The organism is Micromonospora sp. NPDC004336 (assembly GCF_053602615.1).
Genome location: NZ_JBSGDY010000106.1, coordinates 1 through 21,806, shown reverse-complemented (window position 1 = coordinate 21,806; position 21,806 = coordinate 1). Strand labels below are relative to the sequence as shown.

16 protein-coding genes and 1 tRNA gene are annotated in these 21,806 nt (G+C 74.3%); 9 read left to right on the top strand and 8 right to left on the bottom strand.

The window, feature by feature from the left end; all coding sequences use genetic code 11:
• Positions 1-91 precede the first annotated feature (91 nt).
• From ACWENR_RS20605 to ACWENR_RS20595, 3 genes are all read right to left on the bottom strand, one after another.
• Complete coding sequence (locus tag ACWENR_RS20605) at positions 92-2,311, bottom strand: MMPL family transporter (RefSeq protein WP_452278593.1); 2,220 nt, start codon at positions 2,309-2,311, stop codon at positions 92-94.
• A gap of 39 nt (positions 2,312-2,350) precedes the next feature.
• The gene (locus ACWENR_RS20600) at positions 2,351-2,896 is read right to left on the bottom strand and encodes a TetR/AcrR family transcriptional regulator (RefSeq protein WP_452278592.1); all 546 of its coding nucleotides are present in this window, start codon (positions 2,894-2,896) and stop codon (positions 2,351-2,353) included.
• A 108-nt stretch (positions 2,897-3,004) separates the two neighbouring features.
• Positions 3,005-3,436 (bottom strand): winged helix-turn-helix transcriptional regulator, encoded by a 432-nt coding sequence (locus tag ACWENR_RS20595; RefSeq protein WP_452278591.1) that lies wholly within the window; start codon positions 3,434-3,436, stop codon positions 3,005-3,007.
• Positions 3,437-3,514: 78 nt separating this feature from the next.
• Between ACWENR_RS20595 and ACWENR_RS20590 the strand changes: the two genes are divergently transcribed.
• Positions 3,515-5,149, top strand: coding sequence for an MFS transporter (locus tag ACWENR_RS20590; protein ID WP_452278590.1), 1,635 nt, complete (start codon positions 3,515-3,517; stop codon positions 5,147-5,149).
• 202 nt (positions 5,150-5,351) lie between these two features.
• Here the strand turns inward: ACWENR_RS20590 and pdxR are convergent, their stop codons facing one another.
• Entirely contained in the window at positions 5,352-6,782 is a 1,431-nt protein-coding gene (gene pdxR / locus ACWENR_RS20585) for a MocR-like pyridoxine biosynthesis transcription factor PdxR (RefSeq protein ID WP_452278589.1), read from the bottom strand.
• 52 nt (positions 6,783-6,834) lie between these two features.
• Here pdxR and ACWENR_RS20580 point away from each other — a divergent pair, with 52 nt between their 5' ends.
• From ACWENR_RS20580 to ACWENR_RS20570, 3 genes are all read left to right on the top strand, one after another.
• Complete coding sequence (locus ACWENR_RS20580) at positions 6,835-7,632, top strand: isocitrate lyase/PEP mutase family protein (RefSeq protein ID WP_452278588.1); 798 nt, start codon at positions 6,835-6,837, stop codon at positions 7,630-7,632.
• 31 nt (positions 7,633-7,663) lie between these two features.
• Positions 7,664-8,623, top strand: coding sequence for a DNA polymerase domain-containing protein (locus ACWENR_RS20575; RefSeq protein ID WP_452278587.1), 960 nt, complete (start codon positions 7,664-7,666; stop codon positions 8,621-8,623).
• A gap of 207 nt (positions 8,624-8,830) precedes the next feature.
• Positions 8,831-9,160 carry a nucleoside triphosphate pyrophosphohydrolase family protein gene (locus ACWENR_RS20570; protein WP_452278586.1) on the top strand — a complete coding sequence of 110 codons (330 nt, stop codon included), beginning with the start codon at positions 8,831-8,833 and terminating at the stop codon, positions 9,158-9,160.
• Positions 9,161-9,308: 148 nt separating this feature from the next.
• Here ACWENR_RS20570 and ACWENR_RS20565 read toward each other — a convergent pair.
• The 4 genes from ACWENR_RS20565 to ACWENR_RS20550 all read right to left on the bottom strand — a co-directional run bounded on the left by ACWENR_RS20565 (position 9,309) and on the right by ACWENR_RS20550 (position 12,232).
• A tRNA-Arg gene (locus ACWENR_RS20565) sits at positions 9,309-9,383 on the bottom strand.
• Between the two features lie 427 nt (positions 9,384-9,810).
• On the bottom strand, positions 9,811-10,503 hold the full coding sequence (locus ACWENR_RS20560; protein ID WP_452278595.1) for a winged helix-turn-helix domain-containing protein: 693 nt from the start codon (positions 10,501-10,503) through the stop codon (positions 9,811-9,813).
• Between the two features lie 236 nt (positions 10,504-10,739).
• Positions 10,740-11,408 carry a DUF305 domain-containing protein gene (locus ACWENR_RS20555; RefSeq protein WP_452278585.1) on the bottom strand — a complete coding sequence of 223 codons (669 nt, stop codon included), beginning with the start codon at positions 11,406-11,408 and terminating at the stop codon, positions 10,740-10,742.
• 8 nt (positions 11,409-11,416) lie between these two features.
• Positions 11,417-12,232, bottom strand: coding sequence for a DUF3105 domain-containing protein (locus ACWENR_RS20550; RefSeq protein WP_452278584.1), 816 nt, complete (start codon positions 12,230-12,232; stop codon positions 11,417-11,419).
• Between the two features lie 100 nt (positions 12,233-12,332).
• On the opposite strand from ACWENR_RS20550, the gene argS reads away from it, so the two are divergent.
• From argS to ACWENR_RS20525, 5 genes are all read left to right on the top strand, one after another.
• Positions 12,333-13,997, top strand: coding sequence for an arginine--tRNA ligase (argS, locus tag ACWENR_RS20545; protein WP_452278583.1), 1,665 nt, complete (start codon positions 12,333-12,335; stop codon positions 13,995-13,997).
• Positions 13,998-14,054: 57 nt separating this feature from the next.
• A complete protein-coding gene (gene lysA / locus ACWENR_RS20540) occupies positions 14,055-15,440 on the top strand; it encodes a diaminopimelate decarboxylase (RefSeq protein WP_452278582.1) in 1,386 nt (461 codons plus the stop codon).
• A gap of 8 nt (positions 15,441-15,448) precedes the next feature.
• The gene (locus ACWENR_RS20535; protein WP_452278594.1) at positions 15,449-16,759 is read left to right on the top strand and encodes a homoserine dehydrogenase; all 1,311 of its coding nucleotides are present in this window, start codon (positions 15,449-15,451) and stop codon (positions 16,757-16,759) included.
• A gap of 360 nt (positions 16,760-17,119) precedes the next feature.
• Positions 17,120-18,169 (top strand): threonine synthase, encoded by a 1,050-nt coding sequence (gene thrC, locus ACWENR_RS20530; RefSeq protein ID WP_452278581.1) that lies wholly within the window; start codon positions 17,120-17,122, stop codon positions 18,167-18,169.
• A 348-nt stretch (positions 18,170-18,517) separates the two neighbouring features.
• On the top strand, positions 18,518-21,806 hold a 3,289-nt coding region (locus tag ACWENR_RS20525), incomplete at its 3' end, for an efflux RND transporter permease subunit (protein WP_452278580.1).

The window sequence follows — 21,806 nt, the reverse complement described above, 5'->3', positions numbered from 1 at the left end:
CCCGGCGGGCGGGCCCGACGGCCCGCCCGGCGTACTGTCGACGCCCGACGCCCCGCCCGGCTTCCTGTCGACGCCGGGCGGGCCGGTCGGCTCAGGCGCGCGGAGCCACGGGGGCCTTGTCGTCGAGGTGGGCGCGCAGGCCCTCGCCCTCGATGTCCACGTTGGGCAGGACCTTGTCCAGCCAGCGCGGCAGCCACCAGGCGCTCCGGCCGAGCAGCGACATCACCGCCGGCACGATGGTCATCCGCACCACGAACGCGTCGATGGCGACCCCGATCGCGAGCGCGAAGCCCATGGACTTGATCACCGGGTCGTCGAGGAACACGAAGCCGCCGAAGACGGAGATCATGATCAGCGCGGCGGCCGTCACCACCCGGGCCCCGTGGCCCATGCCGTTGACGGTCGCCTGCTGTGCGGTGTCGCCGTGCACGAAGTCCTCCCGCATCCGGGAGACGAGGAACACCTCGTAGTCCATCGCCAGCCCGAACAGGATGCCGATGAGCAGGATCGGCAGGAAGCTGACCAGCGGGCCGGGCGTGTCCAGGCCGACCAGGTCGGCGAGGTGGCCCTGCTGGAACACCGCCACGGTGATGCCGAACGTGGCGGCGACCGTGAGCAGGAAGCCCAGCGCGGCCTTGACCGGCACCAGCAGCGAGCGGAAGACGAGCATCAGCAGCAGCACCGAGAGCCCGACCACCAGGAGCAGGTAGACCGGCAGGGCGTCGGAGAGCTTCTCGGAGACGTCGATGCCGATGGCCGTCGCGCCCGTCAGCAGCACGTCCACGTCACGGAACTCGCCGACCGCGCCCCGCACGTCGTTGACCAGGGTCTCGGTGGCCTCGTCGGTCGGGCCCGTCTTCGGCACCACGCCGAGCAGCGCGGTGCGACCGTCCGGGCTGAGCTGCGGCGGGGCCACCGCGAGGACGTTGTCGGTGCGCTGGATCAGCGCGGTGACCTGCGGGATCGCGGCCGACGTCGCCTGCGGGGTGTCCCCGGCGACCACCACCGCGAGCCGGCCGGTGAAGCCCGGCCCGAAGCCCTCGGTGATCAGGTCGTTCGACGTCCGGGCGGGCGACCCGACGGCCGCGGTGCCCGCGTCGGGCAGCGCCAGCCGCATGTCCGGCGTGGGCAGCGCGAGCAGGCCCAGCCCGAGCAGCCCGACCAGGATCACCGGCACCCGGAACCGGGTGACGGCGTGGGCCCAGCGGAATCCGAAGCCCGACCGGTCCTCGGCGGCCGCCACGGCGGGGGCGTCCGTCCGGTCCGCGTCGCCGGTGCCGTCGGCCGTCGGCAGCGCCGAGCGCAGCTTGCGGGGGAGCACCCGGCGGCCGGCGAAGCCGAGCAGGGCGGGCTGGAGGGTGATCGCGACCAGCACCGCGACGGTGACCGTGGCGGCGGCGGCCAGACCCATCACGGTCAGGAACGGGATGTTCACCACGGCCAGGCCGGCCAGCGCGATGACCACGGTGGCGCCGGCGAAGACCACCGCCGACCCGGCGGTGCCCACGGCGCGGCCCACCGCCTCGTCCGGCGGCAGCCCCTCCAGCAGGTTCTGCCGGTAGCGGGAGGTGATGAACAGCGAGTAGTCGATGCCGACCGCGAGGCCGAGCATCAGGGCGAGGATCGGCGCGGTGCTGGTCAGGTCGACGACGCTGCTGAGCGCGAAGAGCCCCGCCATGCCGACGCCCACGCCGATCAGGGCGTTGAGCATGGTCATCCCGGCCGCCACCAGCGAGCCGAAGGTGACCACCAGGACGATCGCCGCGATCGCGACACCGATCGCCTCGGTCGAGCCGACCTCCGGTACGGCGCTGAGCACCTCGCCGCCGGGCGCGACCTGCCAGCCCTGGGCCTCGGCCCGCGCGCCGACCTGCTCGTACGCGTCGCGCTGGGCGTCGGTCACCTCGTCGGCGCCGGTGGCGAACTGGACCTGGACCAGCGCGTACCGGCCGTCCGGGCTGACCGCGCCCACCTGGAACGGGTCGACGGCGCCGACGACGCCGGGCAGCGTCGCGGCCTCCTGGGCGAGTTCCTTGACCACGGCCTGCCCCTGCGGACTGCCGAGCGCGCCGTCGGCCGGCGCCTTGACCGCGATCGTGCCGGTCGCGCCGCTGGCCGCCGGGAACTGCTCGGCGAGCAGGTCCAGGGCGCGCTGCGACTCCGTGCCCGGCATGGTGAAGTTGTCGCCCATCGGGCCGCGCAGGCCCGCGGCCGCGAGGCCGAGACCGACGAGTACGACGAGCCAGATCGCCGCGACGAGTCGCCGCCGGCGCATCGAGCCCCGGCCGAGCCGGTATAGCAGGGTGGCCATGAGTTCCTTGTCCTCGCCTAGTGGATGGTTGGGAACGAGTCAGTCGACGGGCTCCAGCGCCCGTCGTACGAGTGCCAGCAGCGCGCGGCGCAGTTCCTCGTCGGGTATGTCGACGAACTCGCCGCAGGTCTCGGAGACGCCGGCGAGCACCACCAGCGCCGCGATCCGCGCGGCGGGGCGCTCCGGGTGCCCGGCGAGCGCCTCGATCAGCCGCTCGGAGATCCGCTGGATGTGCGCGAAGGCGGGCTGCTGGAGCAGCTCCGGGAACTCGCCCCGGAGCAGGGCGATCTCGCGCCGGAAGCGGACCGCGAGGTCGACGAAGCCCTCGGCGGCGACCCGCTGGGCGGCCGCGCCGCGGTGTGCGGCGATCCGCTCGTCGAGCGCCCGGAGGACGTCGATGGCGGGGGCCATCAACTCGGTGAGGATGGCCTCCTTGTTGGCGAAGTGGTAGAGCACCGCCGCCTTGGAGCAGCCCACCTCGCGGGCGATGTCCTGGAGCGACGTGCCCCGGTAGCCGGTGACCCCGAAGCGGCGTGCCGCCGCCGTCAGGATCTCGTCGTGCGTCTCCGGTACCGCCCGCGCCATGCCGGTCCACCTCCCGAACCAGCATGCCTGACCGATCGGTCAGGTGCTGACCGATCGGTCAGATCGTGGCGTTTCCCACAGCCGGCACCGGGCGGGCCCCCCGGCTGCCTACGCGGCCCCGCCGTGCTCCCGGTCGTACGCGGTCCGCGCCTCGGCGATTGCGTTGCGGTGCCGCTCGGCCCAGCTCGTCAGGGCGACCAGCGAGTCGTAGAGCTCGAGCGCGATGGGGGTGGCGGTGTACTCGACCTTCGGCGGCACGGTCGGGTAGACCGTCCGGCTGAGCAGGCCGTCGCGCTCCAGGTTGCGCAGGGTCAGGGTGAGCATCCGGCGGCTGATCCCCTCCACGTGGCGCTCCAGCTCGGTGAAGCGGACCGGCCCCTGGGAGGCGGCGACCAGGATGCCGATGCTCCACTTGCCGCCCACCCGGTCGAGCACCTCGCGGACCGTGCACGCCTTGGCCTGGCCCGGGGTGAAGGGCAGGTCGCCGGTCACGCACGCCTGCGTCGGGTCCACGGACACATCGCTGTTCCTCTGGGACATGAAAGTGCCTCCTTACGCTCCGCTCCATGGTCACAGAAGATGGCGTCGGTAACAAACCGTGCACCTAGGAGGCCTTCGATGCCCACCCGTACCGCCGACTCCCGCTGGCCGGCCCTGCTCGTGCTCTGCGCCGGCAGTCTGATGATCATCCTGGACGGCAGCATCGTCGCGGTGGCGCTGCCCGCCATCCAGCGGGACCTCGGCTTCACCGCGACCGGCCTGGCCTGGGTGGTCAACGCCTACCTGGTCGCCTTCGGCGGGCTGCTGCTGCTCGCCGGGCGCCTCGGCGACCTGCTCGGCCGCCGCGCGGTCTTCCTGGCCGGCGTCGCGTCGTTCACCCTGGCCTCACTGCTCTGCGCGGTCGCGGCGAGCCCCGACACGCTGGTCGTGGCCCGCTTCCTCCAGGGCACCGGCGGGGCGCTCACCATGGCCGTCAGCCTCGGCATGATCGTCCGGCTCTTCCCGGAGCCGGCCGAGCGGGCCCGCGCCATCGCCGTCTTCAGCTTCACCGGAGCGGCCGGGGCGTCGATCGGCATGCTGGCCGGGGGCGTGCTCACCGACCTCGCCGGCTGGCCCGCCATCTTCGCGGTCAACCTGCCGATCGGGCTGGTGATCCTGCTCGCCGCCGTACGCCTGCTCGACGCCGACCGCGGGGTCGGGCTGCGCGCCGGTCTCGACCTGCTCGGCGCGACGCTGGTCACCGGGGGGCTGATGCTGGCCGTACTGGCGATCGTCGGCACCGAGGAGCACGGCTGGACCTCGGCCCGTACGCTTGCCGCGGCGGGCCTCGCGGCGGCCCTGCTCGCGGCGTTCGCGCTGCGGCAGCGGTCGGCCTCGATCCCGCTGCTGCCGCCGCGGTTGCTGCGTACCCCCGACCTGGTCGCCGCCAACGTCGTGCAGTTTCTCATGGTCGCCGCGTTCTTCGGCTTCCAGTTCCTGCTCGCCCTCGAACTCCAGTTGGTGCTGGACCTCGGCCCGACGGCCACCGGGCTGGCCTTCCTGCCCACGCCGGTGACGATCGCGGTGATCTCGCTCGGCCTCGCCGGGCGGCTGATCGGCCGGCACGGTGCCCGGGCGGTGCTGGCGACCGGGCTCGTGCTGGCCGTGGTCGCGTTCCTGCTGCTCGCCCGGCTCCCGGTCGACGGCGGCTACCTGCCCGACGTGCTCCCGTCGATGCTCCTCTTCGGCGTCGCCGGCGGGCTCGCCCTGCCGGCGGTCACCACCCTGGCCATGGCCGGCGCCGATCCGGCCGACGCCGGGCTCGCCTCCGGGCTGGTCAACACCACCCAGCAGGTCGGCGGCGCGCTGGGGCTGGCCATGCTCGCCACCCTGGCCGCCGGCCGCGCCGACGGCCTGCGGGACGCCGGCTGGCAGGACACCGACGCGCTCGCCGCCGGCTATCGGACCGCGTTCACCGTGGCCGCCGGCCTCGTCGCGGCGGCGCTGGTGATCGCCCTGGTCGCCCTGCGCCGCCGCCCGGCACCGGTCCCCCCGCCCGCCGACGGGGCAACGGCGTCCCTGCCCGCCGAGCCGCCCGCCGACCGTGCCGTGGGCGCCGAGCCGTCCGCTGGCCGGATCACGGCCGCCCCGACCGCGGCACCGGCCCCGGAGCGGGCCGCCGCCAAGCGACCCACGGACGCACCGACCGCCGAGCTGCCCGCCGTCCCTCCCGAGCACGCACCGGCCTCCGGCTACCTCACCGACGCGCATTAGCCCGCCCGCCGCACCTCCCTCGCCTCCCTGCCTCGCCCCCGCCGCCCGCGCCACACCCGTCGTCGCCCGCGATCTTGCACTTTTGGCCCCCGATATGAGCGGTTTATACCGATTCCTAGGGGCAGAAAGTGCAAGATCGACGGGCAGTGGGGGGGGGCGGGGGCGGCGGGGGCGGGGCGGCAGAGGGGGCGGGGGAGGTGGGTTAGGAAGGTTTTGGGTGGAGGGCGCGGGTCAGTGCGTCGAGGGCGGCTGGGTAGGCGTGTGAGGGCGGGGTGGCGTAGCCGACGACCAGGCCCTGCGGCCCTGAGCCGGGGGCGTGCCGGAGCCGGTCGAGTGAGCCCACGGCCAGCCCCTGGCGCGCGGCTTCGGCCAGCACCTCCGCCTCGGTCGGCCCGGCGGGCGGCAGCTCGACCAGGGCGTGCAGGCCGGCCGCGACGCCGCCCACGACGTACCGGCCGCCGCCCCTGACGTACCGGCCGCCGGCCGCGTCCAGCCGGTCCAGCAGCAGGTCCCGCCGGCGGCGGTAGTGCCGGCGGACCGCGCGAACCTGGCGGTCGTAGCCGTGGGTGACGATCAGGTCGGCGAGCGCGAGCTGCCCGATCGTCTCCGAGTGCAGGTCCAGGTGGCGCTTCGCCGCCACCACCGGCTCGACCAGGCGGGCGGGCAGCACCAGCCAGGCCAGGCGCAGCGCGGGGCCGAGGGTCTTGGCGGCGGTACCGACGTAGGCGACCTGCTCGGGCGCGGTGCCCTGGACCGCGCCGACGGGCTGCCGGTCGTAGCGGAACTCGCCGTCGTAGTCGTCCTCGACCACCAGCGCGTCCCGGTCCCGGGCCCAGCGGGTCAGCGCGCGGCGGCGCTCGGGCGCCAGGGTCACCCCGGTCGGGTACTGGTGTGCCGGCGTCAGCACCGCGGCGGCCACGTCGGCGAGCGCGCCCCTGCCGAGCAGGTCGGTCCGGGCGCCGTGGGCGTCCACGGGCAGCGGCAGCACCGTGCCGCCCTGCCGGCGGGCCACCTCCCGGTGGAACGCCAGCCCCGGGTCCTCCATCGCGAGCACCGGCCGGCCCTCGTCCCGCAGCACGCTCACCAGCAGCACGAGCGCCTGGACGTACCCGGTGGCGACGATGATCCGGTCGGGGTCGGCCAGTACGCCCCGGGCGCGGCCCAGGTAGTCGGCGAGCGCGGCGCGCAGCTCGATGCGCCCGCGTGGGTCGCCGTAGCCGTAGGCGGCCGGCGGGGCGGCGGCCAGCGCCCGGCGGGTCGCGCGCAGCCAGGCGGTGACCGGGAAGGTGCCCAGGTCGGGGCTGCCGGGGCGCAGGTCGTACCGGGGCGCGGTCGGGCCGGGCGGCGGGGTGGCCGGCGCCGGCGCGGTGCGGCGCAGGGGGCTCACCTCGGTGCCGGAGCCGACCCGGGCCACCAGCCAGCCCTCGGCGACCAGTTGGTCGTACGCGGCGCTGACCGTGCCCCTGGAGAGGCCGAGCTGCGCGGCGAGCGCCCGGGTGGCGGGCAGCCGGGTCGACGGGGCCAGCCGCCCGTCGCGGATGGCGTCGCGCAGCGCCCGCTCCAGTCCGGCCCGGCGGCCGATCGACGCGTCCAGCTCCAGGTGCAGGTCGACGCCGAAAGCGGCCCAGTCCATCGGCACGGGATTGGAGCTTAGAGGCGTGCCGCGACCGACCGAGAATCGGCGCATGACCGACATGCTCGCAGCCCGGGCGGAGGCGCTGCGCGCGCTGCACCGGCCCGGTGACCCGCTGGTGCTGCCCAACGCCTGGGACGCCAGCTCCGCCCGCCGCGTCGCCGCGGCCGGCTTCCCGGCGGTCGCCACCAGCAGCAGCGCCGTCGCCGACTCGCTGGGCCACGCCGACGGCGAGGCCACCCCGCCGGGGGAGATGTTCGCCGCGGTGGCCCGCGTCGCCCGCGCGGTCGCCGTCCCGGTCACCGCCGACCTGGAGCGGGGGTACGGGCTGGGCCCCGCCGAGCTGGTCGAGCGGCTGCTCGGCGCCGGGGCGGTGGGCCTGAACCTGGAGGACTCCGATCCGCGTACGGGCGAATTGGTCGACGTCGGGGCGCAGGCCGACCTGCTGGCCGGGGTCCGGGCGGCGGCCGGGGCGGCGGGGGTCCCGGTGGTGCTCAACGCCCGGATCGACGTCTTCCTCCGGCCCGACGGCGATCCGGCCGCGCGGCTGTCCGAGGCGGTCCGCCGGGCGACCCGCTACCTGGCCGCCGGCGCGGACTGCGTCTATCCGATCCTGCTCGCCGATCCGGCGGCGCTCTCCGCCCTGGTGCGGGCCGTGCCGGGGCCGGTGAACGCGCTCGCCCGCCCCGGCGCGCCGACGGTGCCGGAGCTGACCGCGCTCGGGGTGGCCCGGGTCAGCTACGGCGGGGGCCTGTACGGCGCCGCCCGCGTGCACACGGACCGGCTGCTCGGCGTCGTACGCGCCGGTGGCGACCCGTTCGTCGGGGATCGGTCCGCCGCGTCCGGTTGACCGCCGGCCGCCGGGCCGCGAAGGTGGTCGGATGAGTCGCGCTGACGAGACCCGCGACGGGGTGTCGCTGACCAACCTCGACCAGCCGCTGTCCGACGGCGACGACGCGACCAAGCGGGACCTGGTCGACTACCTCGACGCCGTGCACGGGCGGATCCTGCCGGCGTTGCGCGGCCGGCCGCTCTCGGTGATCCGGGTCCGGCCCGGCCAGCCCCCGTTCATGCAGAAGAACCTGCCGAAGTACACCCCGGACTGGGTGCGCCGCACCTCGGTCTGGGCCGAGGCGTCCCACCGCGAGGTCTCGTACGCGCTCTGTGACGACCGGCGCACCCTGCTCTGGTTCGCCAACCAGCGGGCGGTGGAATACCACCCCACCCTCGCCACGGTCGAGGACCTGCACCGCCCCACCCACCTGGTGCTCGACCTCGACCCGCCCGAGGGGGACTCGTTCGGGCTGGCGGTCGCCGCCGCCCTGCTCGTCCGGCAGGCGCTGGCCGACGCGGGGCTCACCGGCGCGGTCAAGACCAGCGGGGCGAAGGGCGTACACGTCTTCGTGCCGGTGGCGGCGGGCGCCGCCGTGGAGGACATGGCCGCCGCCACCCGCGCGGTCGCGGCCCGCGCCGAACGGCTGGACCCGGCGCTGGCCACCACCGCCTTCATCCGCGAAGACCGGGGCGGCAAGGTGTTCGTGGACTCGACCCGCGCCGGCGGGGCGACCGTGGTGGCCGCCTACAGCCCCCGGCTGCGGCCGGGCGTGCCGGTCTCCTTCCCCGTCGACTGGGCCGACCTGGGCGAGGTCGCCCCGGCGGACTTCACGATCCGCACCGTGCCGGCGCTGGTCGCCGACCGTGACCCGTGGGCCGAGCGGATGCCCGAGCCGCAGCGCCTCCCGGCGGACCTGGTCGCGGAGGGGCACACCATCCCCATCGCCCGGGTGCAGGCCATGCACGAGGGCAAGCGCCGGGCCCGCGCCCGCCGCGCCGCCGGCTGACGTACGCTCCCGGTGCCGGCCGACTGGCGTACGCGCCCCGCGCCGCCGGCGTACGCGCCCCGCGCCGTGCTGGTCCTCGCGTCGAGCCCGCACTGACGGGATCCGACGGTCGGCAACGGTCACGAGAGCGGTCAACTTCGGCACAGGTGTCCCACGGCCCCGCAGGTGGGCGCATGTGGGGAGGGGTCTCGGTCATACTGGTCCGCCATGGAACTGGACGAGTATCAGCGTGGTGCCCTCCGTACCGCCGCCCCACGTGACAAGAGGAATGAGCTGCTCCACCTGGTGCTCGGGCTGGTCGGCGAGTCGGGTGAGATCGCCGAGAAGTTCAAGAAGTGGGTCCGTGACCTGGACAGCGACGAGTCGCGGATCGACCGGGCCGACATCGCCAAGGAACTCGGTGACGTGCTCTGGTACGTGGCGGTGCTGGCCGACTACCTCGACCTGTCGCTGGACGACATCGCGAGGGCCAACCTGGCCAAACTGGCCAGCCGCCAGGTACGTGGCGTGCTGAGCGGCAGCGGCGACGACCGCTGACCCGCACGTCGGCGGGGATTGGACCGACAGCGGAATTGGGCCCGCATTCGGCACGGGCGCCCGCCACCGGCCACCGACGGCCGGGCGCATGATGAAAGCCCCTGACCGGATGTTGCCTGGTCAGGGGCTTTGTTGCTGATCAACTTTCTGGTGCCCCCGGCAGGATTCGAACCTGCGCCCCCGCCTCCGGAGGGCGGTGCTCTATCCCCTGAGCTACGGGGGCTCAGCGACTGGAGAAGACTAGCAAACGCCGCCACGGAATGCCGAATCGGTATCCGGTGCCCGCCCTCGTGTCGGCGTACCGCTGCCCGAGCTGCGCCGGATGCCGCTCGTCGTGGCCGGCCGGGGCCTCGGGCGGCGCGAGTGGAACCTCACGGGTGTCTCCCGGCCCCGGACACACCCATGACGTTCCACCCGTCGGATGCCGCCGACCGTCGGGGAACTGGCCGGCACGCGGGTGCGGGGCCGCGCGCGCGGCGTTGGCGCCGTGCCCGCGCCGGGCCCAACGCGGTCACCGGCGCCGGCGGCGGGGCTGTGCGGCGGTCAGCAGGCCAGGCTGGGCGATCACGTCCCTGCGTCCGCAGCGTCAGGCGGCGACGGCGCGGCGGTGAGCGGGCCAGGTTGGGGACCCCGCCCCTGCGTCCGCAGCGTCAGGCGGCGACGGCGCGGCCGCAGCTGGGCAGCGGGTGCAGCACGATGCGGCGCGGCAGGCGGCGGGGCCACTCGTTGCGGGGCCAGGATCCGTCGACGATCAGGTGCACCGTCCGCTGCTCCTCGCCGCTGAGCCGCAGCACGAAGTCGCGGGGGAGCGGCGGGTCGACCGACGGCGTGGTGATCATGAAGCGGACCCGGCCGCGGGACGAGACGGCGGAGATCACGTCCGCCGCCGGCATCGTGCCGCGCAGGCGTACCCGGCCGATCCAGTAGACCTCGGCGAGGTGCTCCTGAGCCGCCCGGGTGATGGTCGGGTACTCGCTGCGCACCCAGCGTTCCACCGCGCCGACGCAGAGCCCGCAGGCCCGCTCCCGGGGCTCCCGCGGACCCAACCCCCAGGCCCGCAGGTACGCCCCGACCGCCCCGGCGTCCATGGGCGTCTCGAAGCGGCTCTGGATGAGCGTGTGCAGGCTCTGCCGCGTCCACAGCTCCTCGTCGAGGCCCAGGTCGTCGGGGTAGACGCCCCGCAGGACGTCGATGAGTTCGAGTTCCTGTTCGCGGCTGAGCGTTCCCGGCTCGCCCTGCCGATGTCCGCGACGGACGGCTGCCACCGCCCCGTCACCGCCGATGGTGTGGCGCCGGCACCAGCTGGTGACCGAACGCCGTGCGTCTCTCAGTGCAACCCCCACGTCCTGCGCAACGAGCCCGAATCGCAACTGGTCACGATATGTGTGGAGAAAACTCTCTTAGTGTCGCAATCGGTCGGACCGCACAGTGAACCACCAATCGGTCAAAGCGGTCGTAGTCCCTCGGCTCGAGGCCGCGCCTCGCTCGTCGCGCGGAAACGCGAGAGGCCCGCGTCGGCCGGGAACCGGCGGTGACGCGGGCCTCTGTGACGGGCCGTCGGGCGACGTGAGGTGGCGGCTCAGCCGCCCAGGCGCTCCAGCGCGTTCTGGAGGTTGGTCAGGTCGTTGCGCTGGGTGTTCTTCATGGTCTGGGCCGTCCTGACGACGTCGGGCTCGTCGCTGACGTCGAGGATGCCGTCGATCATGTGGATGCCGCCCAGGTGATGCTTGATCATCATCCGCAGGAAGAGGGTGTCCAGCTCCCGGCCCTCGGCCGCGCGCAGCTTCGCCATCTCCTCGGGGGTGGCCATGCCCGGCATGAGGCCGTCCTTGATCAGCCCGTCCCCGTCGGACATCCAGGACATCGACGGCTGGCTGCCCGTGGGGTCGAGCCCCCACGAGCGCAGCCACGTCTGCATCGTGCCGATCTCACCCTGCTGGGCGGCGGCGATGTCGCTGCCGATGTTGCGCACCTCGGGGTCGGTGCCCCGGTCGAAGGCGATCATGCCCATCTCCACCGCCTGCGCGTGGTGGGTCGCCATGTCGCGGGCGAAACCCGCCTCGGCCGAGGCGTCACCCGGCCGGGTCAGCCGGGGCGTCAGCATGCCGCCGGCGTACCCGAGGAGCAGCCCGGCCACGACGGCGAGCGCCAGCGTGACGGTGCCCCAGCGGCGCCCGGACGGCCGCCGCCGCTCCTCCGGGGCCGACCCGGTCGGCCCGCCGGTCTCGATCATGGTCGGGGTGCTCATCGGTCTCCTCAGCCCTGCGGCATCTGGTTGCCGTCGCGCGGGGTGGTGCCGGTGGCGGTGATGCCGCCGCTGCACAGCGCGTTCGGGCCCTCGACGGAGGCGTTGACCCGCAGCGTCTTGATGAACTCGTCGATCCGGCCGTCGTCGGCGCTGTCGACCTTGAGCTGGTAGCCCCAGGCCTGCAGGGAGATCGGCTTGTCCAGCCCCTCGAACGGGCTGAGCATCAGCTTCTCCTTGCCCTGCACCTTCTCCTTGAGCTTCGCCACCTGGTCGGCGGGCAGGTCGGGCCGGTGGGTGATCCACACCGTGCCGTGCTCCAGGCTGTGCACCGCGTGCTCGTTGGCGATCTGGGCGTCGTAGACGTCGCCCATGCAGTTCTGCCAGGCGTCGTTGTGCGGGCCGGCCACCGGCGGGAGCACCGAGTAGGTGATGGAACCCCGCTGGTGGTTGCCGCCCTCGACGAGCTTCTTGTCCTTCTCGCGGAAGTTGGTGATGCCGTCGATCGCGGCCGCCCGGTCCTCCCAGGGCTTGGAGCCCTGGAACGCCGCCCAGGAGCCGTAGCCGATGATCGCCACGGCGAGCACGCCCACGGCGACGAAGAGCGCGATCGGCCCCCACGAGCGACCCTGGCTCACCTTCACCGGGGCGATGGGCTTGCGGCCCTTGCCGCCGGCGCCCGGGCGGGGACCCGCCGGCTTGCCGGACCCGGCCTTGCCGGAACCGGCCTTGGCGCCTGCTGCCGGCCGGCCCGCCGCCGGCTTCTTGCCGGTGCTGACCACGTTCGGGCGCCGCTCGGGGCCGCCACCCGGTGTGCTGATGCTCATCGTGCCTCGTCAGGTCGGTCGGTCAGGGGATCCGGCGGGCCGGTTTCACACTCTGGGTCGCCGCCGCGGGTGCCGAGTCTACCCCCGATAACATGGATCGGTGACTCCCGCAGAACTCGCCGAGGTCGTCCTCTCCGCAGCCCACGCCGTCTTCACCGAGCGGGGCCTGGACCGTTCCGCCCTGCCGGACTCCACGGCGGTGGAGCGACCCCGCAACCCCGAGCACGGCGACTACGCCTCGACGCTGGCGCTCCAGCTCAGCAAGAAGGTGGGCGTCCCGCCGCGCGAGCTCGCGGCCGCCCTCGCCGAGCAGCTGGGCCGGGCCCCGGGAGTCAAGTCGGTCGAGATCGCCGGCCCGGGCTTCCTCAACATCCGGCTCGACGCGGCCGCCGCCGGCCAGCTCGCCCGGACGATCGTCGAGGCCGGCGAGGAGTACGGCCGCAGCGACCGGCTCGCCGGCCAGCGGATCAACCTGGAGTTCGTCTCGGCGAACCCGACCGGCCCGGTGCACATCGGCGGCGTCCGCTGGGCGGCCGTCGGCGACGCGCTCAGCCGGCTGCTGCGCGCCACCGGGGCCGACGTGGGCACGGAATACTACTTCAACGACGCCGGCTCCCAGATCGACCGGTTCGCCCGCTCGCTGCTCGCCGCGGCCCGGGGCGAGCCGGCCCCCGAGGACGGCTACGCGGGGGCGTACATCACCGAGATCGCCGACGCCGTGCGCGCCACCCGGCCCGACGTGCTGGAGCTGGACGACGCCGCCGCCCAGGAGGTCTTCCGGGTCGAGGGCGTGCAGCTCATGTTCGCCGAGATCAAGTCCTCGCTGCGGGGCTTCGGCGTCGAGTTCGACACCTACTTCAACGAGAAGGACCTGCACGACCGGGGCGAGCTGGACCACGCGCTCAACCGGCTGCGCGAGCAGGGCCACACGTTCGAGGCCGACGGCGCGACCTGGCTGCGCACCACCGACTTCGGCGACGACAAGGACCGGGTGCTGCGCAAGTCCAACGGCGAGTGGACGTACTTCGCCGCCGACTGCGCCTACTACCTCGACAAGCGCGAGCGCGGCTTCGAGCGGGTCGTGATCATGCTGGGCGCCGACCACCACGGCTACATCGGCCGGATGAAGGCGATGTCCGCGTGCTTCGGCGACGACCCGGAGCGCAACCTGGAGATCCTCATCGGCCAGCTCGTCAACCTGGTCCGCGACGGGGCGCCGGTGCGGATGAGCAAGCGGGCCGGCACCGTGGTGACGCTGGAGGACCTGGTCGACGCCATCGGCGTGGACGCCTCCCGCTACGCGCTGGCCCGCTACTCCAGCGACTCCCCGATCGACATCGACGTCGAGCTGTGGACCCGGGCCACCCGCGACAACCCGGTCTACTACGTGCAGTACGTGGCGGCCCGGACGGCCAGCGTGGGCCGAAACGCCGCCGAGGTGGGGCTGACCCGGGGCGACGCCGAGGCGTTCCGCCCGGAGCTGCTCGGGCACGAGAAGGAGAACGAGCTGCTCAAGGCGCTCGCCGAGTTCCCCGCCGTGGTCGCCGCGGCGGCCGAGCTGCGGGGGCCGCACCGGGTGGCGCGCTACCTGGAGGAGCTGGCCGGGGCCTACCACCGGTTCTACGACGAGTGCCGGATCCTGCCGCGCGGCGACGAGGAGATCACCGACCTGCACCGGGCCCGGCTCTGGCTCAACGACGCCACCCGCACCGTGATCGCCAACGGCCTGCGCCTGCTCGGCGTCTCCGCCCCGGAGCGGATGTGACATGCGAGCGCGAGGAGTGAGCACGCGGGTCCGGCGGCCACGAGGCGGCGGTCTCTGATGCGCGCGCACGAGGCGGGCGCCCTGCACGGGGACATCGGCAGTCGGGGGCCGGCGTGGCTGCGTACGCCAGTCGACGTCAACGCCCTGGTGCCGGCGCTCTGGCCGCGCAACGTGACGCGCGGCGCGGACGGCGCGCTCGCCGTGGCCGGGCTCGGCGTCCGCGACCTCGCGGCCGAGTTCGGCACCCCGGTGTACGTCCTCGACGAGGACGACCTGCGCTCGCGCTGCCGCGACTTCCGCGACGCGTTCGACGGCGTCGACGTCTACTACGCGGGCAAGGCGTTCCTCTGCCGCGCGGTGGTGCGGATGATCGCCGAGGAGGGCCTGCACCTCGACGTGTGCACCGGCGGCGAGCTGGCCACCGCGCTGTCGGCCGGGATGCCGCCCGAGCGGATCGGCTTCCACGGCAACAACAAGTCCGTACGCGAGCTGACCCGCGCGCTGGACGCCGGGGTCGGCCGGATCATCCTCGACTCGTTCGACGAGATCGACCGGCTCACCGCGCTGGCCCGGGAGCGGGGCGTCCGGCCGAGGGTGCTGATCCGGGTCACCGTCGGCGTCGAGGCGCACACCCACGAGTTCATCGCCACCGCGCACGAGGACCAGAAGTTCGGCTTCTCCCTCGCGGGCGGGGCGGCGGCAGAGGCCGCGTTCCGGGTGCTCGACGAGGGCGTGCTGGAGCTGCGCGGCCTGCACTCGCACATCGGCTCGCAGATCTTCGACGCCAGCGGCTTCGAGGTCTCCGCCCGCCGGGTGCTCGCCCTCCAGTCGCAGATCCGCGACGCGCGCGGGGTGGAGCTGCCCGAGCTGGACCTCGGCGGCGGCTTCGGCATCGCGTACACGACCCAGGACGACCCGTCGGCCCCGCAGGACCTGGCGAAGCGGCTGCGCCGCATCGTCGAGTCCGAGTGCGCCGCCGAGCGGCTGGCCGTGCCGCACCTGTCGATCGAGCCGGGCCGGGCGATCGTCGGTCCGGCCGTGTTCACCCTCTACGAGGTCGGCACGGTGAAGGACGTCGACGGGATCCGCACGTACGTCAGCGTCGACGGCGGGATGAGCGACAACATCCGCACCGCGCTCTACGACGCGTCCTACTCGGCGACGCTGGCCTCCCGGGCGTCGGGCGCCGAGCCGATGCTCGCCCGCGTGGTGGGAAAGCACTGTGAGTCCGGGGACATCGTGGTGAAGGATGAATTCCTGCCCGCGGACGTGCAGCCCGGAGATCTTGTCGCGGTGCCCGGCACCGGCGCCTACTGCCGGAGCATGGCCAGCAACTACAACCACGTGCCCCGGCCCCCCGTGGTCGCGGTGCGGGGCGGCCAGGCGCGCCTGATCGTCCGGCGGGAGACCGAAGAGGATCTGCTGGCATTGGATGTGGGATGACGTCACCTGTGCGCCTGGCGCTGCTCGGCTGCGGCACGGTCGGCAGCGAGGTGGTCCGGCTGCTGCACGAGCAGTCGGCCGACCTCGCCGCCCGGATCGGCGCCCCGCTGGAGATCGCCGGCATCGCCGTCCGCCGTCTCGGCCGTGACCGGGGCGACCTGCCGGTCGACCCCGCGCTGTTCACCACCGACGCGCTCGGCCTGATCAAGCGCGACGACGTGGACGTGGTGGTCGAGGTGGTCGGCGGCATCGAGCCGGCGCGGGGCTGGCTCGTGGAGGCGCTGCGGGCCGGCAAGAGCGTCGTGACCGCCAACAAGGCGCTGCTCGCCGAGGACGGCGCGGCCCTGCACGACGCGGCGGTCGAGGGCGGCGGCGACCTCTACTACGAGGCGTCCGTCGCCGGGGCGATCCCGCTGCTGCGCCCGCTGCGCGAGTCGCTGCACGGCGACCGGATCAACCAGGTCACCGGCATCGTCAACGGCACCACCAACTTCATCCTCTCCGCGATGGACGCCACCGGCGCCGGCTTCGCCGAGGCGCTGGAGGAGGCCACCGAGCTGGGCTACGCGGAGGCCGACCCGACCGCCGACGTGGAGGGCTTCGACGCGGCCGCCAAGGCCGCGATCCTCGCCTCGCTGGCGTTCCACACCCGGGTCGGCGCGGCCGACGTGCACCGGGAGGGCATCACCGAGGTCACCGCCGCCGACGTGGCCAGCGCCAAGGCGATGGGGTGCACCATCAAGCTGCTCTGCATCGCCGCGCGGGGCGCCGACGCGGGCGGCCGGGAGACGGTCAGCGTGCGGGTGCACCCGGCGATGATCCCGCTGGCCCACCCGCTGGCCAGCGTCGGCGACGCGTTCAACGCGGTCTTCGTCGAGGCCGAGGCGGCCGGGCCGCTGATGTTCTACGGCCGGGGCGCGGGCGGCGCGCCGACCGCCAGCGCGGTGCTCGGCGACGTGGTGGCGGTCGCCCGCAACCGGCTCGCCGGGGTGCGCTCGGCCAGCGAGTCCGCGTACGCCGACCTGCCGGTGCGGCCGATGGGGGAGGCGCTGACGCGCTACCACATCAGCCTGGACGTGGCCGACCGGCCGGGTGTGCTGGAGGCGGTCGCGGGCGTGTTCGCCCGGCACGACGTCTCCATCGCCACCGTCCGGCAGGGCCCGGCCGGCGACGCGGCCGGCCGCGGCGAGGACGCCGACCTGGTCATCGTCACGCACGTGGCGCCGGACGCGGCGCTCGCCGCCACCGTGCGGGAGCTGCGCGGGCTCGACATCGTCCGCTCCGTGGCGAGCGTGCTGCGGGTCGAGGGCGGGCTCTGACCGGCCGACCCGCAATCCCGCCGGGGCGCTGACCGGCCCCGGCGGGACCTGACCGGCCCCGGCGGGACCTGACCGGCCCCGGCGGGACCTGACCGGCCCCGGCGGGTCTGACCGGCCGGCGGCGCGGCTCTGACCGGCCGGCGGCGCGGCTCTGACCGGCCGGCCCGCAGCCCGGGCGCGGGCTCTGATCGGCGGGCCGCGTCCCCGTGGGTGGGTGGCCGGGCCGCTCGCCGTGCCGGCGGGGCGGGTGCCTCCGCGTCTCGCCTGGTGGTTAACTGCGGGTGCGCCGGCGGCGACCCGACGAAGCTGGTCCAGGCTGGAGGCGTACCCGGCGGGGCGGTAGAGGCGAGGGAGAGCGACATGTGGCGGGGTCTGATCGACGCGTACCGGGACCGTCTGCCGGTCACCGAGGCCACGCCAGTCGTGACCCTGCACGAGGGGAACACCCCGCTGCTGCCCGCGCCCGTGCTCTCCGCCCGGCTCGGCTGCGACGTGCACCTGAAGGTGGAGGGGGCCAACCCGACCGGCTCGTTCAAGGACCGGGGCATGACGCTCGCGGTGTCGAAGGCGGTCGAGGCCGGCAACAAGGCGATCATCTGCGCCTCCACCGGCAACACCAGCGCCTCCGCGGCGGCGTACGCGGCCCGCGCCGGGTTGACCTGCGCGGTGCTCGTGCCGCAGGGCAAGATCGCGCTGGGCAAGCTGGCCCAGGCGCTGGTGCACGGCGCCCGGCTGCTCCAGGTCTCCGGCAACTTCGACGACTGCCTGGCGCTGGCCGCGAAGCTCGCCCAGGACTACCCGGTCGCCCTGGTCAACTCCGTCAACGTCGACCGGCTGCACGGCCAGAAGACGGCCGCGTTCGAGATCGTCGAGGCGCTCGGCGACGCGCCCGACATCCACTGCCTGCCGGTCGGCAACGCCGGCAACGTCTCCGCCTACTGGATGGGCTACTCGGAGGAGCTGCGCGACGGCAACGCCACCCGCGCCCCCAGGATGTACGGCTTCCAGGCTGCCGGCGCCGCCCCGATCGTCAGCGGGCAGGTGGTCCGCGAACCGTCAACGATCGCCACCGCAATCCGGATCGGCAACCCGGCGAGCTGGACCAGGGCCCTCGACGCCCGGGATTCCTCGGGCGGCCTGATCGCCGCCGTCACCGACCGGGAGATCCTGGCCGCGTACCGGCTGCTGGCCCGCGAGATCGGGGTCTTCGTCGAGTTGGGCAGCGCGGCCAGCGTGGCCGGCCTGCTCCAGCAGGCCGCCGCCGGCAGGGTGCCCGCCGGCTCGACGGTGGTCTGCACGGTCACCGGCCACGGCCTGAAGGACCCGGAGTGGGCCATCTCCACCGCCCCGGCCCCGATCACCATCGCCAACGACCCGCTGGCCGCCGCCCGCTCCCTCGACCTGGCCTGATCCGCCGCCCGCCGGCGACTCCCCGGAGCGGCTCGTGGCCGTGCCGGCGACCCGCGTCGTCCGGTCGCCCCGTCGCGGCACCACCCTCGGCGATCCGATCGAGGCGCAGGCGCTGCTCGGCACGTAGGGCGGCCCGCGGTCCGTGGCGTGGGCCGGTTGCCGGGGCGCGGCCCGGAAGATGTCCGGTCTCCGCCGGGCGGGCCGGGAAGGTGTCCGGTGCCCGGCTTGCGGGGCCGCTGGGAGCGGTCCCGTGGGCGGGACCCGGGGCGGGGGTGCCCGGGGGACGGCGGGCCGGGTGCGGGAGACTGCAACCTCCGCAATCCTTCTTCTCAGGAGTGAGCCACGCCGATGTCGCTGCTCGCCAGATTCAGCCTCGCCAACCGAGGGCTGGTCGCCCTCATCGCGGTGGTGATCACGGCGTTCGGAGCGTTCGCCGTACCGTCGCTGAAGCAGCAACTCCTGCCGTCGTTGGAGTTTCCGGCCGCGTTCATCGTGGCGACCTACCCGGGCGCCGGCCCGGAGATCGTCGAGTCGCAGGTCACCGAGCCGATCGAGAACAGCCTCCAGGCCATCCCGGGCCTGGACAAGATCACCTCGACCTCGCGTGAGGGCGCGGCGACGGTCCAGGTGCAGTACGAGTTCGGCACCGACCTCGACGACGTGGTCAACAAGATGGAGACCGCGCTCAACCGGATCGACACGCAACTGCCGGAGGGCGTCGATCCCCAGGTCATCGCCGGCAGCACCGACGACCTGCCCGCCGTGGTGCTCGCCGCGTCCGGCGGCGACGATCCGCGTGCTCTGGCCGAGAAGCTGCGCGGCGCGGTCGTGCCGGAGTTGGAGGCGATCGAGGGGGTCCGGTCGGTCGACCTGACCGGCACCCGGAACGACGTCGTGGTGGTCACCCCGAATCCGGCGAAGCTGGCGGCGGCGAAGCTCCCGCCCACCGCGCTCGGCGCCGCGCTGAAGACCAACGGCGTGACGGTGCCGGCCGGCGCGGTGGCCGACGGCGGCCGGTCGCTCCCCGTGCAGGTGGGCACCCCGCTCGCCACGCTGGACGACCTGCGCGGCATCGTCGTCGCGCCGGCGGCGGGCAAGGTGGGCCCGGTCCGCCTCGGCGACGTGGCCACCGTCGAGCAGCAGCTCGCCCCGGCCACCGCGATCACCCGCACCAACGGCAAGGACAGCCTGGGCATCGCGATCACCGCCGCCCCGGACGGCAACGCGGTGGAGATCTCCCACGAGATCCGGGACCGGCTGGCCGAGCTGCGCGAGGCTTCCGGCGCCGAGCTGACCGTGGTCTTCGACCAGGCGCCGTTCGTCGAGAAGTCGATCGAGAGCCTGACCACCGAGGGCCTGCTGGGCCTCGTCATGGCCGTCGTCGTCATCCTCGTCTTCCTGCTGTCGATCCGCTCCACCGTGGTCACCGCGGTCTCCATCCCGCTGTCGGTGGTGGTCGCCCTGATCGCGCTCTGGATCGGTGACTACTCGCTGAACCTGCTCACCCTCGGCGCGCTCACCATCGCGGTCGGCCGGGTGGTCGACGACTCGATCGTCGTGCTGGAGAACATCAAGCGCCACCTGGAGTACGGCGAGCCGAAGCGCGAGGCGATCCTCGCCGCCGTCCGCGAGGTGGCCGGCGCGGTGACCGCGTCCACCCTCACCACCGTCGCCGTCTTCGCGCCCATCGCGCTGGTGGGCGGCTTCGTCGGGCAGCTCTTCGCGCCGTTCGCGATCACCGTCACCGTCGCCCTGCTCGCCTCCCTGCTGGTCTCGCTGACCATCATCCCGGTGCTCGCGTACTGGTTCCTCAAGCCGTCCGGCGGCACGGTGGACGACGCCGCGGTGCGGCGGGCGGCCGAGGAGAAGGAGCTGCGCAGCCCGTTGCAGCGGGCGTACCTGCCGGTGATCGGCTTCGCGACCCGCAAGCGGGCCACCCGCTGGATCACGCTCGGGCTCGGCGTGCTCGTACTGTTCGGCACGTTCGGCCTGTCCCGCCAGCTGGAGACCAACTTCATCGACGACTCCGGCCAGGACACGCTGAGCATGACGCAGGAGCTGCCGGCCGGCACCGGGCTGGCCGGCACCGACGCGGCGGCCCGCCAGATCGAGGCGGTGCTGGAACGCACCGAGGGCGTCGAGACGTACCAGGTCACCGCGGGTGGCGGCGACAACCCGTTCGCCGGCGGCGGCAACAACGTCGCCACCTGGTCGTTGGCCCTCGGCGACGAGACCGACGCCAAGGAGATGCGGGAGGTCCTGCGTAAGGAGATCGACGCGCTGGGCGCGACCGTGGGCGAGGTCAGCTTCGGCGCCGGGCAGGGCGGTGCCGCCGCCAACCAGCTGGAGGTGGTCGTCCAGGCCACCGACCCGCAGGCGCTGGCGCGGGCGGCCGACGAGGCCCGGGCGGCCATGGCCGGGGTGCCGGACGTGGAGGACGTCTCCACCAGCCTCGCCACCCGGGTGCCGCGCGTCGACGTCACCGTCGACCGGGTCGCCGTCGGCCGGGCCGGGCTCACCGAGGGCGCCGTCGGCCAGCTCGTGGCGCAGGCGTTCCGGGGCGCGCCGCTGGGCCAGGTGACCCTCGACGGCGGGCAGCGGGACGTGGTGCTGCGGTTCGCCGGCAAGCCGCCGGTCTCCGTCGAGGAGCTGCGCGCGCTGCCGGTGGGGCCGGTCAAGCTGGGCGACATCGCCGAGGTCACCGTGGCCGAGGGGCCGCAGCAGGTGACCCGGATCGACGGCGAGCGCAGCGTCTCCGTCACCGGTACGGCCACCGGCTCCAACCTCGGCGCCACCACCCAGGAGCTGCAGAAGAAGCTGGACGCCATCGACGTGCCGGGGGCGTCCTTCGCCATCGGCGGGGTCAGCGCCGACCAGGAGGAGGCCTTCGCCGACCTGGGTCTGGCCGTGCTCGCGGCCATCGCGATCGTCTTCCTGATCATGGTGGCGACGTTCCGCAGCCTGACCCAGGCGCTGATCCTGCTGATCTCCGTCCCATTCGCGGCGACCGGCGCGATCGGCCTGCTGCTGGCCACCGGCACCCCGCTGGGTGTGCCGGCGCTGATCGGCGTGCTCATGCTGGTCGGCATCGTGGTGACCAACGCGATCGTGCTGCTGGACCTGATCAACCAGTACCGGGCCCAGGGCATGAGCGTCCAGGAGGCGGTGGTCGAGGGCGGCCGGCGCCGGCTGCGGCCGATCCTGATGACCGCGGTCGCCACGATCTTCGCGCTGCTGCCGATGGCGTTCGGCCTCACCGGGGAGGGCGGCTTCATCTCCAAGCCGCTGGCGATCGTGGTGATCGGCGGGCTGCTCAGCTCGACGCTGCTCACCCTGATCCTGGTGCCGACGCTCTACACGATGGCGGAGAACACCAAGGAGAGCTTCCGCTCCCGCCGGGCCCGCCGGTCCGGTGCCGCGCCGGCGGCCGCCGACGCGCCGGCCGCCGACGCGCCGGCCGCCGCGACGGAGGCGTCCGCCGAGCCGGCCCCGGTGCCGGCAACCGCGCCGGCCGGCGCGGAGGCCGCCGCCGCGCCGGCGTCCCGGCCGGCCCCGTCGGCCGCCCTGGTCGACGGCACCGACCAGTTCGAGGTGCTGCGGCTGCCGAAGAGCCGCAAGTCCCCGCTGCCGCCGGCGG

Bases quoted from the DNA above. Each gene is read 5' to 3' on its own strand.
- thrC (WP_452278581.1), top strand. From the start codon at position 17,120: ATGTGGCGGGGTCTGATCGACGCGTACCGGGACCGTCTGCCGGTCACC.
- ACWENR_RS20605 (WP_452278593.1), bottom strand. From the start codon at position 2,311: ATGGCCACCCTGCTATACCGGCTCGGCCGGGGCTCGATGCGCCGGCGG.
- ACWENR_RS20595 (WP_452278591.1), bottom strand. From the start codon at position 3,436: ATGTCCCAGAGGAACAGCGATGTGTCCGTGGACCCGACGCAGGCGTGC.
- ACWENR_RS20575 (WP_452278587.1), top strand. From the start codon at position 7,664: ATGAGTCGCGCTGACGAGACCCGCGACGGGGTGTCGCTGACCAACCTC.
- ACWENR_RS20555 (WP_452278585.1), bottom strand. From the start codon at position 11,408: ATGAGCACCCCGACCATGATCGAGACCGGCGGGCCGACCGGGTCGGCC.
- ACWENR_RS20570 (WP_452278586.1), top strand. From the start codon at position 8,831: ATGGAACTGGACGAGTATCAGCGTGGTGCCCTCCGTACCGCCGCCCCA.
- pdxR (WP_452278589.1), bottom strand. From the start codon at position 6,782: ATGGACTGGGCCGCTTTCGGCGTCGACCTGCACCTGGAGCTGGACGCG.
- ACWENR_RS20590 (WP_452278590.1), top strand. From the start codon at position 3,515: ATGCCCACCCGTACCGCCGACTCCCGCTGGCCGGCCCTGCTCGTGCTC.
- ACWENR_RS20580 (WP_452278588.1), top strand. From the start codon at position 6,835: ATGACCGACATGCTCGCAGCCCGGGCGGAGGCGCTGCGCGCGCTGCAC.
- ACWENR_RS20550 (WP_452278584.1), bottom strand. From the start codon at position 12,232: ATGAGCATCAGCACACCGGGTGGCGGCCCCGAGCGGCGCCCGAACGTG.
- lysA (WP_452278582.1), top strand. From the start codon at position 14,055: ATGCGCGCGCACGAGGCGGGCGCCCTGCACGGGGACATCGGCAGTCGG.
- ACWENR_RS20600 (WP_452278592.1), bottom strand. From the start codon at position 2,896: ATGGCGCGGGCGGTACCGGAGACGCACGACGAGATCCTGACGGCGGCG.